The organism is Streptomyces sp. NPDC000410 (genome assembly GCF_040300305.1).
Classification (GTDB): domain Bacteria; phylum Actinomycetota; class Actinomycetes; order Streptomycetales; family Streptomycetaceae; genus Streptomyces.
Genome location: NZ_JBEPDM010000039.1, coordinates 22315 through 38550, shown reverse-complemented (window position 1 = coordinate 38550; position 16236 = coordinate 22315). Strand labels below are relative to the sequence as shown.

At 71.5% G+C, this 16236-nt stretch carries 19 protein-coding genes and 1 tRNA gene; 12 read left to right on the top strand and 8 right to left on the bottom strand.

The features are described 5' to 3' along the window. Positions 1-27 precede the first annotated feature (27 nt). Both ABT342_RS28925 and ABT342_RS28920 read left to right on the top strand, forming a co-directional pair. Positions 28-1320, top strand: a complete 1293-nt coding sequence (locus ABT342_RS28925) for an ATP-binding protein (RefSeq protein WP_351580171.1) — start codon at positions 28-30, stop codon at positions 1318-1320. Next, on the top strand, positions 1311-1964 hold the full coding sequence (locus ABT342_RS28920; protein WP_351580168.1) for a response regulator transcription factor: 654 nt from the start codon (positions 1311-1313) through the stop codon (positions 1962-1964). Before ABT342_RS28925 ends, ABT342_RS28920 begins: the two co-directional genes overlap by 10 nt. 27 nt (positions 1965-1991) lie before the next feature. Here the strand turns inward: ABT342_RS28920 and ABT342_RS28915 are convergent, their stop codons facing one another. The 4 genes from ABT342_RS28915 to ABT342_RS28900 all read right to left on the bottom strand — a co-directional run bounded on the left by ABT342_RS28915 (position 1992) and on the right by ABT342_RS28900 (position 5255). Further along, positions 1992-2207, bottom strand: a complete 216-nt coding sequence (locus ABT342_RS28915; protein WP_351580165.1) for an FmdB family zinc ribbon protein — start codon at positions 2205-2207, stop codon at positions 1992-1994. 20 nt (positions 2208-2227) lie between these two features. After that, positions 2228-2773, bottom strand: a complete 546-nt coding sequence (locus ABT342_RS28910) for a DUF4383 domain-containing protein (protein WP_351580162.1) — start codon at positions 2771-2773, stop codon at positions 2228-2230. A 318-nt stretch (positions 2774-3091) separates the two neighbouring features. After that, positions 3092-4471 (bottom strand): hypothetical protein, encoded by a 1380-nt coding sequence (locus ABT342_RS28905; protein WP_351580158.1) that lies wholly within the window; start codon positions 4469-4471, stop codon positions 3092-3094. A gap of 73 nt (positions 4472-4544) precedes the next feature. After that, complete coding sequence (locus ABT342_RS28900) at positions 4545-5255, bottom strand: DUF4097 family beta strand repeat-containing protein (RefSeq protein WP_351580276.1); 711 nt, start codon at positions 5253-5255, stop codon at positions 4545-4547. A 276-nt stretch (positions 5256-5531) separates the two neighbouring features. Here ABT342_RS28900 and ABT342_RS28895 point away from each other — a divergent pair. The 4 genes from ABT342_RS28895 (at position 5532) to ABT342_RS28880 (ending at position 8642) form a co-directional block, all read left to right on the top strand. Next, positions 5532-5606 (top strand) — tRNA-Val (locus tag ABT342_RS28895). Positions 5607-5876: 270 nt separating this feature from the next. Continuing rightward, a complete protein-coding gene (locus tag ABT342_RS28890) occupies positions 5877-6665 on the top strand; it encodes a hypothetical protein (RefSeq protein ID WP_351580155.1) in 789 nt (262 codons plus the stop codon). 17 nt (positions 6666-6682) lie between these two features. Further along, on the top strand, positions 6683-7852 hold the full coding sequence (locus ABT342_RS28885) for a sensor histidine kinase (protein WP_351580152.1): 1170 nt from the start codon (positions 6683-6685) through the stop codon (positions 7850-7852). A gap of 97 nt (positions 7853-7949) precedes the next feature. Beyond that, positions 7950-8642 (top strand): response regulator, encoded by a 693-nt coding sequence (locus ABT342_RS28880; RefSeq protein WP_351580149.1) that lies wholly within the window; start codon positions 7950-7952, stop codon positions 8640-8642. Positions 8643-8677: 35 nt separating this feature from the next. On the opposite strand, the gene ABT342_RS28875 is transcribed toward ABT342_RS28880, so the two are convergent. Further along, positions 8678-9364, bottom strand: coding sequence for a hypothetical protein (locus tag ABT342_RS28875; RefSeq protein ID WP_351580146.1), 687 nt, complete (start codon positions 9362-9364; stop codon positions 8678-8680). Between the two features lie 817 nt (positions 9365-10181). On the opposite strand from ABT342_RS28875, the gene ABT342_RS28870 reads away from it, so the two are divergent. Continuing rightward, complete coding sequence (locus tag ABT342_RS28870; RefSeq protein ID WP_351580143.1) at positions 10182-10325, top strand: hypothetical protein; 144 nt, start codon at positions 10182-10184, stop codon at positions 10323-10325. Between the two features lie 113 nt (positions 10326-10438). Further along, complete coding sequence (locus ABT342_RS28865; protein ID WP_351580140.1) at positions 10439-11074, top strand: NADPH-dependent F420 reductase; 636 nt, start codon at positions 10439-10441, stop codon at positions 11072-11074. On the opposite strand, the gene ABT342_RS28860 is transcribed toward ABT342_RS28865, so the two are convergent. Continuing rightward, a complete protein-coding gene (locus tag ABT342_RS28860; RefSeq protein ID WP_351580137.1) occupies positions 11071-13089 on the bottom strand; it encodes a zinc ribbon domain-containing protein in 2019 nt (672 codons plus the stop codon). The two genes, ABT342_RS28865 and ABT342_RS28860, sit on opposite strands and share 4 nt — an antisense overlap. Positions 13090-13175: 86 nt before the next feature. Here ABT342_RS28860 and ABT342_RS28855 point away from each other — a divergent pair, with 86 nt between their 5' ends. The 3 genes from ABT342_RS28855 (at position 13176) to ABT342_RS28845 (ending at position 14055) form a co-directional block, all read left to right on the top strand. Continuing rightward, complete coding sequence (locus ABT342_RS28855) at positions 13176-13379, top strand: helix-turn-helix transcriptional regulator (RefSeq protein WP_351580134.1); 204 nt, start codon at positions 13176-13178, stop codon at positions 13377-13379. 157 nt (positions 13380-13536) lie between these two features. Beyond that, positions 13537-13752, top strand: a complete 216-nt coding sequence (locus ABT342_RS28850; RefSeq protein WP_351580131.1) for a hypothetical protein — start codon at positions 13537-13539, stop codon at positions 13750-13752. 48 nt (positions 13753-13800) lie between these two features. Next, positions 13801-14055, top strand: coding sequence for a DUF2277 domain-containing protein (locus ABT342_RS28845; RefSeq protein ID WP_351580128.1), 255 nt, complete (start codon positions 13801-13803; stop codon positions 14053-14055). Here the strand turns inward: ABT342_RS28845 and ABT342_RS28840 are convergent. Beyond that, entirely contained in the window at positions 14024-14653 is a 630-nt protein-coding gene (locus tag ABT342_RS28840; protein WP_351580126.1) for a DedA family protein, read from the bottom strand. The two genes, ABT342_RS28845 and ABT342_RS28840, sit on opposite strands and share 32 nt — an antisense overlap. Positions 14654-14939: 286 nt before the next feature. Between ABT342_RS28840 and ABT342_RS28835 the strand changes: the two genes are divergently transcribed. Then, the gene (locus ABT342_RS28835) at positions 14940-15638 is read left to right on the top strand and encodes a superoxide dismutase family protein (RefSeq protein ID WP_351580123.1); all 699 of its coding nucleotides are present in this window, start codon (positions 14940-14942) and stop codon (positions 15636-15638) included. Between the two features lie 46 nt (positions 15639-15684). Here ABT342_RS28835 and ABT342_RS28830 read toward each other — a convergent pair whose 3' ends face one another. Further along, positions 15685-16173 (bottom strand): DoxX family protein, encoded by a 489-nt coding sequence (locus ABT342_RS28830; RefSeq protein WP_502965634.1) that lies wholly within the window; start codon positions 16171-16173, stop codon positions 15685-15687. Between the last annotated feature and the right edge of the window lie 63 nt (positions 16174-16236).

Below are 16236 nucleotides of genomic sequence, written 5' to 3'. Positions count from 1 at the left end.
CCGGACAGCCCGCTAGCGTGGCCGATCATGAAGAGCACAGCAGCGCGCGGCATACGGCATGCGACCGGACTGGCGATCGGCGCCGCGACGGCCGTCGTCGAGTTGCTCTTCGTCGTGCTCGCGGGACTGGTCCTGCTGCCGGTTTCCGCCCTGCCGCGGGCCCGGCGCGCCGTACTGCGTCCGCTGAACGCCGCGGCGGCCCGGCTCGCCGGTCTCGAACGGCGCCGGCTTGCCCGCTTCCACGGGGAGCCGATGCCGCCCACATCAGGGCTGTACGCCGGTGCCGGTGCCGGTGCCGGTGCCGGTGCCGGTGCCGGTTCCGATGGCGATGCGGGCGCCGGTGTCGTCGCCGGTGGCCGTGCCCTCCGCTACGTCGCCGCCCGCTGGCCCCTGGGCCTGCTCGGCGCGGTCGTCCTGCTGTACGTCGTCCTGGGCGCGGGGTACGGCACGTTCTTCGTCTACGGCTGGCTGATCACCGACATTCGCGATCCGGGCACGGTCGCCGCGAGCAGCGCCGCCGCGCTGCTCCTGCTGTTCCTGGCGGCCCAGGGCGTCTTCGGAACGGCCCTCCTCGAAGTGCGGCTGGCCCGCCGCTTCCTCGGCCCCAGCCGGCAGGACGCGCTGGAGCGGCGCATCGCCCAACTCGCCACCAGCCGCGCCGAGGTCATGTCCGCCGTCCACGACGAACGCCGCCGGATCGAACGCGACCTGCACGACGGCGTCCAGCAGCGGCTCGTCGCCCTCGGCATGCTGCTCGGCCGGGCCCGCCGCAGCCGCGACCCGCAGCGCGCGGACCAACTCCTGCTCCAGGCCCACGAGGAGAACCGGCGCGCCCTGGCCGAGCTGCGCGAAGTGGCCTGGCGGATCTACCCCGCAGTACTGGACGAGGCGGGGCTGCGCGCGGCCCTGGAGAGCGTCGCCGAACGCGCGAACCTGCCGGTGCGCGTCGACTACGCCGTCGACGGACCCCTGGCCGGGGAAGCCGAGACGGTCGTGTACTTCGTCGTCTCCGAGGCCGTCACCAACGTCGTCAAGCACGCGGGCGCGACCCGTGTCGACGTACGGCTGGCGCGCGACGGCGACGTCCTGCGGGTGCGCGTCGAGGACGACGGCCGCGGCGGCGCCGACCCCTCATGCGGCGGTCTCACCGGGCTGGCGCGCCGGGTCGCAGCCCTCGACGGACGGTTCGCGGTCTACAGCCCGCCCGGCGGCCCCACCCTCGTCACCGCGGAGCTGCCGATGAACCTGCCGACGGACCTGCCGGCGAAACGTTCGCCGGATCTGCCGACGAATCTGCCGAAGGAGCTGCCGTGCGCGTGATCCTGGCCGAGGACTCGACCTTGCTCCGAGAGGGCCTTGTACGGCTCCTCGCGGAGGAGGGCCACGAGGTGCTCGCGGCGGTGGGAGACGGTGACCGGCTGATCGCGGCCGTCTCCGCCGGGCGCCCGGACGTGGTGGTCGCCGACGTACGCATGCCACCCACCCACACCGACGAGGGCCTGCGGGCGGTCCTGGAGATCCGCGGGCGCTGGCCGGGGGTGGGCGTGCTGGTGCTCTCTCAGTACGTCGAGAAGCGGTACGCCACCGAGCTGCTCACCGGCGACCACCCGGCGGGCGTCGGCTACCTGCTCAAGGACCGGGTGGCGCAGGTCGACGAATTCCTCGACGCGTTGGAGCGGGTGGGGGAGGGGCGGGCCGCCTTCGACCCCGAGGTCGTACGCCGCCTCCTCGTACGCAGCGCCCGCACGGATCCGCTGTCCCGGCTGACCGGGCGTGAGGGGGAGGTGCTCGCCGAGATGGCACAGGGGCACACGAACGCGGCGATCGCGGCGCGGCTGCACGTGTCGCAGAGCGCGGTCGAGAAACACATCAACGCGATCTTCGACAAGCTGGAGCTGACGGGGGAGGCGACGGCGGGCTACAGCCGACGGGTGCTCGCGGTGCTGCGGTACCTCGACAGCTAGGGCCCGTCCGGCTGCCTCCCTCTCCGGCTAGCCGCAGCAGCCGCCTCCGCAGCAGCCACCGCCACCGCCACCGCTCGGGGCGGCCGGGGCCGTGTTCGTACCGCCGACGGCGACGGCGGACAGCAGCTTCACGGTGTCCTCGTGCCCGGCCGGGCAGGCGGCGGGAGCGGAGGACTCGGCCATGGGCCGGCTCAGCTCGAAGACGTCGTCGCAGGAACGGCAGCGGTACTCGTAACGGGGCATGCGGACAGACTAACCGTGCCTCAGCGCTGTCGTGCCTGTTCCTCGTGGGCCGCCTCGTCGGGGTGCCGGGCCTTCCAGTACGGGTTGTCGTGGGGGAGTGCGCTGCCCACCCTGCCGTACATCCCGAACCACATCAGCAGCAGCCCGACGACGAAGCTGAAGAGCACGTTCTGGATGCGGAAGTTGAGGAAGTTGGCCTCGGTGTCGAGGAACCCGAGACCGAGGAAGCCGTTGAGGATGAACAGGACGCCGAGCACCATGTTGAGGGTCGAGGCGAAATTCCCGCCGATGACCATGCCCACGAAGAGCAGCAGGCCGATGCAGACGGACAGCACGCTCAGCGCGCCGTTGGTGTTGAGGCCCGCGATGGTGGCGTTGCCCGTGTTGAAGAATCCGATGTTGTCGATCAGGCCGAGGATCCCGAAGGCGAGCAGAACGAGCCCCATGAGCCCGGCGCCGACGCGGTAGACCTGGCTGAGGTGGTGGTCGACGGGCAGGTGCTCGTCGAGCAGGACCCGGTGGGCCTTGGCGTGCGGCGCATGGTGTGTGTGCTGAGTGGATGCCATCGTGGCCTCCTTCGTCCGCCGAACGAACTTCACTCCAGCATCCGCCCGTGCGCACGAGCCGACAAACGGGCGCCCCTGATCCGCCCCGTCCGGGGTCGGCTGCCCCGGAGCTGCCGTGCCCGGGCCGGCTGTCCGGAGCAGCGCTGCCCGGCCGTCCGATGCGGCCTGCCAGGGGCTTCCAGGGCGGGCTGTCCGACGTGCCCTGCCGGGGCCTCCTCGCCAGGGCCGGGTGTCCGACGAGGCCTGCCAGGGACTTCCAGGGCGGGCTGTCCGACGCGCCCTGCCGGGGCTTCCTCGCCCGCGCCGGCTGCCCAGGCCCTACGTGGCCGGGGCGCGGTCGCCGCGGATCTGCCCGACGACGCGGGCGACGGCCGCGCGCACCGCCTCCGTCTCGGTCAGGAAGTGCCAGTAGTCGGGATGGCGGCCCTCGAGCCCCGCGATGGCCCGCTCCAGGCGCGCCACGGAGTCGTCCAACGGGCGGGCGTGGCGCGGGTCCGGGGTGCTGCGCCCCGCCATGGCGAGGCGCTGGGCGTCGCGGATCGCGAACCGTGTGCGGTCGATCTCCTGCTGCGGGTCCTTCGCGACCGCGTCGAGACGGCGCAGCCGGTCCCCGGCGGCCGAGACCGCCTCGTCCGTGCTGTTCAGCAGGGCACGCACCGTGGCGAGGAGGGCTGTCGCATCCGCCCACCGCTGCTCGTCCCGGGCCCTCGCGGCCTCCTTCAGCTTCTCCTCGGCCCGGCGGACACTCTCCGCCGCCTGCGCGGGGACGGGCTGGAGGTCCTGCCAGCAGGCGACGGTGAAGCGGCGCCGCAGCTCGCTGAGGATGGGCTCGACACCGCCCGCACGGGTGGTGAGGGCCTGCGCTCGGGTACGCAACGACACCAGCCGGTGGTCGATCTCGGCGGCGCGCTCCGGGAGCCGCTCCGCCTCCGCCCGTACCGCCTCGGCGTCGCGCATCACGTGGTCCGCGCGCTGGAGGGTCTCCGCCACCCCGTGCCGGCCCGCACCCTCGTTGAGCCGGGTCAGCTCGGGTGCGAGCGCGGCCAGCCGGGCTGCGAGATCGTCCGCCCGCATTCCGGAGCTCCGCACCGAGTCGAGAGCATTGCTCGCGGCGAGGAGCGCCTGTCGTGCCCGCTCCACCGCCGGAGCCAGCCGAGCCAGCTGGGTCTCCGCCTTGTCCAGCAGCGGCCCCAGCCCTCGCGCGAACCGGTCCAGCTCGCTCTTGACCCGGACCAGCTCGTCCTTGGCCTTCGTCAGCTCCGTACGCGCCCGCGCCGCCACCGACGCTTCGAGATCGTCCCGGTCGAGATCATGCGCGTCGACCGCCGTGATGTACCGGTGACTGACCTCGTCGATCCGCCGCCCCAGTGCCGCGAACTCGTCCGCGACCCGGCGCGCGTCCGGCGAGCTGTCCACCGCCGTGATCGTCTCGATCGAGATCCGCAGATCCCGCTGCGCCGTGTCCAGCTCGTAGAACGCCTCCGCGGCCGCGTCCTTCGCGGCCTGTGCATCGGCCCGCTGACTCTCCCCGCGTCCCCCGAACCACCGCCGTGTCCCCCCGCCGGCGAACGCACCCGGCAGTACGGCGACGACGAGCGGGAGCGGCAACAGAACCAGCGCGAGCACGTCCCGCACTCCCCGCGCGCCACCCGCTCTCGCCCTTGCCCCCGCGTGCGGCCGCGCGTGTGTCGCCGTCACATGCCTCTCCCGTGCCCGTGTCCGCCCTGCCCCGTTCATTCTCCCATCAGGTAAGGACGAACACACGAGCCCGTTAGTTCGCGCTGCGCACGACGACATCCCCGTTGTCGCTGTGGGCCTTGATGACGTACGCGCTCTTCGGGTCGTGGCCCACGTCCACGGAGGTTTCGCCGTTGTCGGTCGTCGTGGTCACGTTGTACGCCGTGGATTTGGGCACCTCGATCGTGATCTCGCCGTTGTCGCTCCCCGTGTCCACCATCGCCGGCGCGACGCTGAAGCCCAGCCGCACCGTCCCGTTGTTCGAATTCGCCGTCACCTTCGTGGCGGCTATGCGCTCGCCGGTGACCTCGCCGTTGTCACTGAACATCTCCAGCGCCCCGCTGGAGTCCCGCACGGTCACCTCCCCGTTGTCCGACCGCAGCGAAAGCGCCGTGTCGAACCCGGAGGCGATCACGCTCCCGTTGTCGTTCTTCACGGTGACGGCCACCCCGCGCGGCACCTTCACCGAATGCCGCGCGTTGCAGTTGCTGGCGATCGCGTCGCACTCCAGCCGGAAGGTCAGCGTCTCGCCCTCCATCTTCCAGCTCGACTCGGGCCCGTCCCCGAGGAACACCCACCCGTCGACCTGCCGCTCCACCTCCACGGCCTTCACGTCCGCCGGCACGAGCTCGACCTCCGAGTTGTCGGCGTCGATCGTCAGCGTCTTCCCGCTGAACGCGAACGACTTCCGCTCGACCGGCGCCCCCTCCACGTCCGCGCTGCCGCACCCGCCGACGGCGAACATGACGACCACGGCCCCGCCCGCGGCGATGAGCGCGCGCCTGTGCGTACGGGTGCCGGTGCGGTTACGGAATGTGCTCACGGTGATCGATCCCCCTGGTCCGAGCTGCGATGTTCCCCAACCGTAGGCCCGCGCCAGCCCGCCGCACGATCCTGCCCCCCACCCTCTCCGGGGTAGGGCTAACCCCCCATTCCGCTGCCCGAGCCGCCGCGCCCCCGGTGTCGGCGCATCTGGTTTGCGGCACCCACCCATGGGCCATGTAGGCTGTTGCCTCATTCCGGGTGCGTAGCTCAGGGGTAGAGCGCTGCTCTTACAAAGCAGATGTCGGCGGTTCGAAACCGTCCGCGCCCACCAGTGCAAAGGCCCCCAACCGATCACGGTTGGGGGCCTTTGACGTCCACTTCTGACGTCAGCGGAGAGTAGTTGTGCTCCTCCGAGGCCCGAGGCCCGAGGCCCGAGGCCCGAGGCCCGAGGCCCGAGGACGTATGTGTGGTGCCCCTGAGGCATCGGACCACGGTCTGATGCCGGAGCCGGCAGGGCGGGAGAGTCGGACCTGAGGCCGACGGCGGGAAGCGGACCGTGCTCCGACGCGGAAGGGCGCGTCCGGGCGGGATCGTTCACGGCATGACGACAACGACACGGAGCGCACCCCTCGTCCACGACACCGCCACCCCGGCCAAGGCCCGGCTGCTGCCCGTGGAGTGGGGTGGTGACACGCCCTTCCCCGGGCGGTGGGTGGGCGGGGTCTCGCTGGTGGCGGCGCCTGTGCTGCTGGGAGCCGGGGTCCTGTTGCGGCTGCCCTTTCACTTCTTCTTCCCGGAGCAGCTCGCCGCCCGCGTCGAGCACCCCGGCCTGATCGCGGTCTCCTACGGAGCCTTCGCCGCGGGGACCGTCCTGCTGTGGCCGGCCCTCGCCGTACTGGCGGCGCGGATCGGCCGCCGCAGCCCCGGACCGGCCCTGTGGGGCGGGGTACTCGCCGTTCTCGGGCTCTTCGCCCGGACTTTCCACGCCGGTGTCGACCACCTCGCCTTCCAGCTCGCCGACCGGCAGGGCGCGCAGGGCGCCACCCGGTTCGTCGGCGAGACGTACGGGGCCTTCCACGTCTTCAGCGCCCTCAACCTCGCGATCATGGGCGGCTGGCTGCTCCTCGCCGTCGGGGCCTGGCGGGCGCGGGTGCTGGGACCGGTCCGGGCGCTCGCCCTGGCGGCCACCGCCGCGCTGCCGCTCGGCGTGCTCAAGGGGACCACTCCGCTGTCGGTCGTGGCTGTCGCCGGCCTCTGCCTCGCCCTCGTTCCGCTGGGCGTCACCGTGCTGCGTGACGGCCCGGTACCGCGCCGCGCCACCGTCCTGCGCTGGACCGCGGCGGTCACCGCCACCTTGATCCTCATGACCCTGATCGGACAGGCTGGTTGACGATGTACGGTCGGGCCATGCGTGTTCCCCGGCGGCTGCGCGACGGTCATCTGCTCGCGCTCGACCTGGCCGCCGCGCTGCTGATCACGGCCACGTACGCCGGCTTCGCCCGGATGCCGGGCAGCGGGACCCAGCCCGCCTACACCGGACCGGTGTGGGCGGGCCTGCTCGTGGCAGCGGTCGTCGGCCTCCCGGTCGCGGCCCGCCGGCGGTGGCCGTTGCGGGCCGCGGTGACGGCCCTCGCCGGAGCCGTCGCCGCCACCCTCCTGGACATCACGCGCGAGCCGTGGACCGCGGCCGGCCTCACCCTTTACGCGGTCGCCCTCACCGCGCCCCCGCGACGCTCGGTGCCGGTGCTCGCCGCCTCGCTCGCCGTTTCGGCGGCCGCCGTCCTCACCGGGGAGGCCCTGGTCACCCCGGCCGAGACCTGGAGCGGGGCGGCCGGTATCGCCGCGATCGTCTGGCTGGTCCTCGGCGGCGGCTGGGCGGCGGGCTTCGTCGTACGCGCCCGCCGGGCCCGGGAGGCCGACCGCGCCACCCGCCGCACCGAAGAGGCCATAGCCGAGGAACGGCTGCGGATAGCGAGGGAGTTGCACGACATCGTGTCGCACAGCCTCAGCCTGATCGCCGTGAAGGCGGGAGTCGCCGGACATGTGGCCCAGCACCGCCCGGAGGAGGCCGTGGACGCGCTGCGTGTCATCGAACGGACCAGCCGGGCCGCCATGACCGAGATGCGTCGCACCCTGGGGGTGCTCCGCACCGACACGGCCGCCGCCCCGCTGGGCCCGGCGCCCGGCCTCGACGCGCTCGACCGGCTGGCTGATCAGGCACGACAGGCAGGCGTGGACGTCGACTTGAGCGTCCGGGTGCCGGACGGAGGTCTGCCCGCGGGAATCGCCCTGGCCGTTCACCGGATCGTCCAGGAGTCCCTCACCAACGTGGTGAAGCACGCGGCCTCCGCACGCTGCCGGGTGACGGTCGAGGGCGATCCGCGCGAGGTGCGTATCGACGTCACGGACGACGGCGTGCGGGGCGCCGACCGGGAACGGCCGGGGGGCCACGGCCTGGTCGGTATGCGGGAGCGGGCGATGATGTACGGCGGGACGTTCAGCGCGGGCCCGCGCCCCGAGGGAGGCTTCGCTGTCTCCGTCCGACTGCCGCAGGACGGTGTGAGGGGGACTGCATGACGGACGGTGTGAGGGGGACTGCATGACGGACGGTGTGAGGGGGACTGCATGACGGACGGTGTGAGGGGGACTGCATGACGGACCGTGTGAGGAGCGCATGACGGACGCGACCCGGGTGCTCGTCGTCGACGACCAGGTGCTGCTGCGCGGCTCCTTCCGGATCCTCGTCGAGAACGAACCCGGCCTCACCGCCGTCGGAGAGGCGGGTGACGGGGCAGAGGCCGTCGAGCTCGCCCGCCTGCACCGTCCGGACGTGGTCCTGATGGACGTCCGGATGCCGGTCATGGACGGGATCGAGGCGACCCGGCAGATCCGTGGTTCCCCCGAGACCGCGGGCGTACGGGTGCTGATCCTGACCACGTTCGACCTCGACGAGTACGTCTACGCGGCCCTGCGGGCCGGCGCGGCGGGCTTCCTCCTCAAGGACGCCCCGCCCGCGGAAGTGCTGGCCGCCATCAGGGTCGTCGCCACGGGCGACTCCCTGCTCGCTCCGTCCGTGACCCGTCGCCTCATCGAGGAGTTCACCCGCCGCCCGGAGCCGGTCCCGAGCCACGGCCGCGTCCCGCTGACCGGGGTGACGGAGCGGGAGCGCGAGGTCCTGGAGCTGATCGCGCGGGGCCTGTCGAACGACGAGATCACGGCGCGGCTGCACGTGAGCATGGGCACGGTGAAGACCCACATCGGCCGTCTGCTGTCCAAACTGGCCGCCCGCGACCGCGCCCAGCTGGTGATCGCGGCGTACGAGTCAGGAGTCGTGGCGGCCTCCGACGGCGGCCTGGGAACGCACTGAGACGCGAGGCGGTCGCGTCCGCGGGCCTCCGGGGGTCACTGCCTGCGCTGCACCGGTGTGAACGGGCCGGTCGCGGGGCCTGCGACGAATTCGATGTCGGTGTTCGCGCCGGCCGCCGAGCCCTCCAGGCCGAGCTTGCCGCCCCGGATGCGCAGGTCGATGAGGAAACGTGTGGTCGAGCCGGACTGCTTGAGGCCGTGGATGCGCTCGTCGATGTACCCGAGATCGTTCAGGACCTTCCCGACCTGGGCGGGGGTAGGATCCGCCACTTCGGCGAGCGCATGGGTGACGCGCTCGACATGGAGGTGGGCCGCGCACCACTCAAAGGCGTTCAGTACCGTCTCCGGGCCCTCCGTGGGGGCGATGGGCAGGGTATCGGCGGGCACGGTCTCGCCGGGCGGCAGCGGCTCCAGCGGGCCGGTCCGCGGCCCTCCCGAAGCGATCGGTTCGTCGGACGGAGCGTCCGAAGGGCACGGCCGCGCGACTCTGTCCATCATCTCCATGAAGGCCGCCTGCTCAGGGCTGCCTGACGCAGCGCCAGGCTGCGCTCCGACGCTGTTGGCGGGCTTGTTCCGGGAGCCGGAGCCCGAGCCGTCGGCAGTCGTCTTCTCGGTGCCGCAGGCGGAAAGCGTCACAGCGGCAAGGGCGGTGACCGCGAGGGTGAGCCGCAGGCGGCGCGAGGAGCGGGCAACTGTGCTGTTCAGGGCGGGAATTCGTCTCATGCGCACAGTCTTCGATCAATCCGCGCGCCGCACTTGAGTACGCGTACTCAGCTGAGGGCGCGAGTTCACTCAACGTTCGATGAGACGTGGCCGCCCGGGCTCAGGGTGCGACCTTCATGAAGCCCGAGTGGACGTGAACGGGCGCACCCACCGACTCGTTGGGATTGATGTACGTCCTGGCTCCTACGACACTTCCGGGGAAGCTCGCCCGTCGCCACCAGCCTGTGGTGTACGAGTCCTGCTTGTCCCCGGCGGACACATACAAGTGTGTGCTGCCTGCCCATGTGCGGTTGATGTATGACGTTGCCGCCATGGCATGTGGGGCGCTCTCGGTGCCGGTGTAGCGAGCCGTTGTGACGACCCGGAGCCAGGAGCCGAATTCACTGGGAAACGTCGGATTCACTCCTCGCAGGTGTTCCAGGCATGCTCGTGCCTGGATCGACGATGAACCGGGAACCGAGGTCCAACTCCCGCAGATCTTCGTCACAGGACGGGCCGAGGCCGAGGCCGGTGCGGGTGGGGCTGCGGCTGCGGGGGCGACAAGAGCCGGAAGCACCGCCAGCGGGGGAATTGCCAGAACGCATCGCCGGAAGAATGTGCGTTTCATGTCAGCCATCTCTCTGCGCGGCATTCACCTCCATCATCTGCTCAGGGCCGCCAACTCCGCACCCTGGGCAGAGCCGTTCCCTCTGTTGAATCGGCCACCATCCGCCCGTTCCCGCGCGGCGCGATGCCGTCGTTGTCGGTGGGGAGCCGTAATCTTGTACGCATGTCCCTCAACCCTCTCAAACGTGGTTCCGTGCGGTCCGCTGCCGTGGTGAATGAGGAGATTCGGGCGTTGTGGGCCCTGTCGGGCGGGCGGCTCTCCGCCGCCGACGAGGCCCGGTACCAGTTGTTGCTGGTGGAGTGGGCCGAGGCCGTCGCGGACGGGGCGGAGGCGGAGTCGGCCGAGGCCGCGTGAGGGCAGGAGGGCAGGAGGGCAGGGACGGGGGCGAAGGTCGTAGGTCCCGCATCGGTCCGGGCTGGGTCTCTGGTCCGATTCGGTGGGCGGGACCGCGTCGTTAGCGTCCTCGTATGCGAATCGGACTGATCGGAACAGGAAATGTCGCCCGCGCCCTCGCAGCGGGCTGGAGCGCCGCCGGACATGAGGTCGTGCTGGGGTCGCGGAAGCCGGAGGAACGGGAGGTTGGCGGGGCGGCCGTCGTGGGAGTGGCCGAGGCGGCCGCGTACGGCGAGGTGGTCGTGAACGCCACGCCGGGTACGGCATCGCTGGAGGTGCTGGAGGGGATCGGCGCGGCGGCCCTGGAAGGGAAGGTGCTGATCGACGTGGCGGTCGGCTTCGTCGAGGGCCAGGACGAAGGGGAGATGGTGCTGTCGCACCCGTTCCGCAGCCTCGGCGAGGAGATCCAGGCGGCCTTCCCGCGCACCGCCGTCGTCAAGACGCTGTGCACCGTGGACTCCCACGTGATGAAGGATCCGGGCAGGCTGGCAGGGCCGAGCACGCTGTTCCTGTCCGGGGACGACGCCGAGGCCAAGCGGACCGTGGCGCGCCTGCTGGCGGATCTCGGGTGGACGGAGGACGCGCTGATGGACCTGGGAGGCATCGCGACCGCCCGGGGACAGGAGCAATACGCCATGCTGTTCACGGGGATCTGGGGGGCTCTCGGAACGGCCGAGTTCAATGTGAGGGTCGTGCCCTTGGCCTCCTAAGACTTGATCCGCAATTCACCAGAGGGTGAGCTGTGGACTGCACGCGGTGCGGGTTCCGGGCGTTCCGGCGTGGCCACGAGGTCGTGACTCATCCGGGGTTGCTCGGTTCCGCTGTCCGGCGGTTCGGGGAGCAGAGGTCTCACGGCGTTGCCGTGGGACTGCCACGCGTCCCGACCGCCGGGGCGGTTTCGGGCTCGGTGTGGTTGACTCCCGCAGCGCTTCTTCCAGCGCTTGTGAGTACGTGATCTGTGCGTGCCGGACGCAGCGGTGTCCAGGTACGCGGTCTTGGGGTCGTCCACGTCGGTGAAGCGGACAAAGGAGGCGAGGGCTGCGGATACGAGGTCACGCTTGGCGACCAGGCCGCAAGCGCTGCACTTGTGTTCGCGCTCGCGGAGGGTCTTGTTCACGCGCTCGCCGCACAGGCAGTGCTGGGACAGGGCGGTTGACCAGGTGGAGGCTTGTACGAGCCTGCCGCCTGCGGCTTCGCACTCCGTCTTGAGGGCGGAGATCAGCATGCCCGGGGTGGTTTGGGAGAGGCGCTTGCCCCACAGCCGGTACCAGGTGCGGATGTCGCAGTCTTCCACAACGAGGACGGGGCCGTGGTCGGTGATGATCTCCCGTGCCACGGTGCGGGCGCGGTGGCGGCGGTGCTCGGCTGCCGAGGCGGCATGTTCGGCCCGGCGGGCGCGCAGCTCCCGGTAGTTGGTGGAGAGCAGGTCACGCCGGAATGCCTGCTTGGGTACCCCGTCTGTGCGGGCGGCCCGGGCGCCGCCGGGCACGGTCACGGTCTTGGGCGTCAGGCCCTTGTCGGTGCGGCGCTGGGCACGCTTGGCTTGCTTCTTCGACATGCCGTATTGTGCAGCGTTCGTTGCCCGGCGGGAGCGCTCCAGTGCCCGCGTCCGACCGCGCTGCTTCTTCGCCTCCTTCTCCAGTCGCAGCCGCTCGTTGTCGGTGAGCGTGATCTCGGTGGAGACGGGCGTACCGCCGTCGAGCTGGGCGGGGAAGGAGACGACGGAGAGGTTGGAGACGTTGCCGTCCACCCCGCCGATCCGGTCCAGGGCGGCGGCCTGGTCGCGCATGGCCCGCACCGAGGGTGCGGTGTAGCCGGGGCCGAGGACCATCAGGTGCGCCTCATAGACCCAGCCGCCCGGCGCGGACGCCTTGCGGCGGCGTACGAGATCCACCTTGTGCCAGCGGCCCGGATGCCTGAGGAAGTGCTCAACCCGCGCCCACTGCCCCGGACTCTGGGGGATGCGGACGGGGAGGACGAGGTCGCCGCGCTTGCTGTCGGGGCCTCCGGCGAAGACGACGGCGAGGGGGCCGGTGTGGTCCCACCAGTTCGCCCTCCGCGTCCCCGGCTTCCCGGCGGCGGTCAGCTTCCCCGTGGGCGCCTGTCCGTCCGGCAGGGTGGGCTTCGGCATCCGGCGGGGCTGCATCAGAGTGTGCTGGCCGCTGCCGGTGTAGGTCATGGCGTGGCCGTGGAGCGTGCCGACCAGGCGGAAGGTCTCCCACTTGTTCTCGGTGGTGTGGGAGCGGGCGCGGCCGGGGATGCGGGTGAAGTCATGCCAGCGTCCGACCTTCGGGCGGCCGAAGCGCTGTCCGGTGGCGTCGGGGAACAGGTGCCTGGAGACGCCGTTCCACACCTCGTCAGCCATGTGCATGGCCAGGGCCTTCGAGGCGTGGTACTTCAAGTGTCCGCCGGCCTCCAAATGCTTGTAGGCGCAGCGTTCCAGGGCCTCACGGGACAGGCCGAGGCGCTGCCGCACGGCCTTCGCGCCCTGTTCCTCCCGCTCGTGGCACGCAGCCCAGTAGGCGTCGACCTTGGCGCGGGCGTCCCGCTGGACGGCACGCTTGATCGACCACATCGCGCCGAACAGGCGCTCCAGCCGGGCGAGGTCGCCGGAATCGGTGACGGCCAGCGGTAGCACCATCACGGACACCTGCCCGTCGTCGGGCTTGGTCCACTTCGGGGCCTTGTTCTTCCCCCGGAACCTGCGCGTCTGGGCAGCCTGCATCGCCGTCACCCTCCCCCCGCACCAATTAGCTGACCTATGCCACGGTATATGAGTAGTTGAGCTATGAATCGAGGTAAAATGAGTGCATGGCAGCAACGATTCCCGGATATGCAGACGCTCGCCAGGCAGCGGAGCGACTCAACGTGACCGTCCAGCATGTCTACAACCTCAACAGCAGCCGCGACGACTTCCCCACCCCGATCTATGTCGGCCGCACCCCCCTGTGGCCGGTGGAGCGGTTGGACGCCTGGCGCGAAGCACATCCCAAGCGCGGTGATGAACCGACCTAAGGAAGCCGGGCTGATCTGTGGGTGGTGGACGGCATGCTCATCCACGTGGAGGAACGCAAGGTGACCGCCTGCTCCAAGAACTAGCGGCGCAGCGTCACCATCCGCGCCCGCGACCGGCGCGTCATCGCTGGCCGAACAAGTCGCCGGACACCGCCTGGTGATCGGCGTTGGGGCGTACCGCAGCCGCCCCGATGTCATCACCAGCAACACCAAGAGCAAGCCGTTCGCCAAACGGCGGGCACGGGCCGAACACGCAATCGCCTGCCCCAAGGACTACAAGGCCCTACGGCAGCACCGCAGGCACGGCGACACGGTCAACGACACCGCCCGCGCCAGCGCCGCACTCCAAAACCTCAAGATCGACTACCGCTGAATTACGGCACACCTCTTAGGACGCAGCCGCCTGCGACACACTGGAGGCATGTGCCGCAGCATCAAGACTCTCCGACCGCCCGTCCTCCCCGAAGAGGCCACCGAGGAGGACATCAGGGCCGCGGCCCTGCAGTTCGTGCGGAAGGTGTCCGGGTTCCGGGCGCCTGCCGCGCACAACCGGGAGGTGTTCGACCGGGCCGTGGACGAGATCGCGGAGGCGACCCGCGCGTTGCTCGACGGGCTGGAGGTCCGAGGCGCTGACCGGACACCCTCTAAGCGGGTTCCGGAGCCGGACGCCGCATGACGTACGCCGCCAGCGCGCCCGCCGCGAACAGGGCCAGGGCCGACACCGCCACGCCCACCCAGGTCGCTCCCAGCCACTGGCCGCCGAAGTAGCCGAGGCCGACGCTGTAGCCCGCCCAGGCCGCGCCGGCGAGCGCGGACCAGGGAAGGAATTCCCGCACGGCACGGTGCGAGGCGCCCGCGCCCAGGGAGACGACCGAGCGGCCGGCCGGGGCGAAGCGGGCGATCACCACGAGGAGTCCGCCGCCCCGGCTGAGCGCCGCGCTGAGACGTTCCTGCGCGCTGGTCAGGCGGCGCGAGCGGGCGATCGCCCGGTCCAGCCGGTCGCCGCCGCGCCAGGCGAGCCGGTACGCCACGAGGTCGCCCAGCACGGACGCCGTCGTCGCACAGAACAGCAGCGCCAGCAGCGAGGGCCCCGAGGGCCCCGAAGTTCCCGAGGCGTCCGCGACCGCTGTCGAACCGGCCGCCGCTGCCGTCGCGGCCGTGATCACCAGCACACCGCTGGGCAGTACGGGCAGAAACACGTCCAGCAGGACGGACAGGGCAACGACCGCATAGATCCATGGGCTGTCGGTCAGCAGCCCCACCGTCTCGAGCACCGCTACTCCCCCTACTCCCCTACTCCCCGAACAGCGAGTGATGACCAGTGACGACGCCGCGATGTCGCGGGGAGCGGCAGGAGCGGCAGAGGCGCTTGACAGCCATACAGCGTACGCCTACGGCCCTGGGGCGGATCGGCAGGGGTGGGGTGAAGTCGGGCACGGCCGTACGGGTGCAGTCATGGGCGTGGGGGCGTCGCGTCGCGCCGGGCGGGTTCCGTACGCGGTACGAGGGGAGGGCGAGGCCCGCGCGGTCCGGGCGGCCCACAGGAAAAGGAGCGAGCAGATGGTGGCAGCGGTACCGGCAGTCGTACGCGCAGGGGTACTGACCGGGGTCGCGGCCCTGGCGTTGCTGGCGGCGTTCCCGCCGGGGCCGGGTGAGCAGGAGGGGGCCGGGCACGCGGCCCATCAGCCACGTACCGCACAGGCGGCGCACGCCGCGCACGGCACCCGCACCTCGCCCGACGCGGGCCTCTCCCTCACCACCCACGCGCAGTTCGCCACGCCCACCGCCCTCATCCCCTCCCCGGCCCTGACGTACGACACCACCCTCGTCCCGGCCGGGGCGCGGATCGAGATCACGCAGCAGTCGGACCTCTGGGGGACCACCGTGCGGGCCCGGCTGGCGGGCCTGAAGCCGTCGTACGCGTTCGGGGTGCACGTCCATGCCGCGCCGTGCGGCACCGACCCCGCCGCCGCGGGCCCGCACTACCGGCACGCCCCCGACCCCGGCGTCAGCGCGCTCAACGAGGTCTGGCTGGACTTCACGTCCGGCCCGGACGGTATGGCCACGGTCGAGACGAAGCACGCGTGGGGCTTCAGACGCGGCGAGGCGAACTCGGTGGTCCTCCACCGGGAGCAGGGCGGCAGCGGTGACCGGGTGGCCTGCTTCACCGTGCCGTTCGGTGGTTCCGGAGTGGAGTCCGCGGCGGGTTCCTCGGCTGCTCCGGAAGCCGGTTCCGCAGCGGGTTCCGGAACGCGCTGAGCCCGGTCCGGACGAAGCCGGACCGGGCTCAGCGCAGTGCACGGCGTCAGGCCGCGACAGCCGCCGCGGGCTCCTCGCTCTTCTTCTCCTCGGCAGCCGTGCCGCGCGACGAGAACAGCCCGTCCAGCGCGAGCGCGCCCGGCCCGGTGAAGACGAGCAGCAGGAGCGCCCAGCAGAACAGCACGGACGACTCGCCCTGGTTCTGCAGCGGGAACAGCGCCTCGGGCTGGTGCATGGCGAAGTACGCGTACGCCATCGAGCCCGAGGATATGAACGCCGCCGAGCGGGTGCCGACGCCCAGCAGCACCAGGCCGCCGCCGACGAGCTGGATCACCGCCGCGTACCAGCCGGGCCAGGCGCCGGTGGGCACGGTGCCGCCGCCCATCGCGCCGCCGAGCACGCCGAAGAGCGAGGCGGCGCCGTGGCAGGCGAAGAGCAGGCCGATGACGATGCGGAACAGGCCGAGGACGTACGGCTGGCCCTGGTTCAGCTTCGCGGTCAGGTTCGACTGGTCCGGCTGGCTGTTGTTGGACATGGCGAGAGGACTCCTATTTCGGTCTGGGGACGTGAAACCGATGAGGGGAGTCACAGGTTAGGC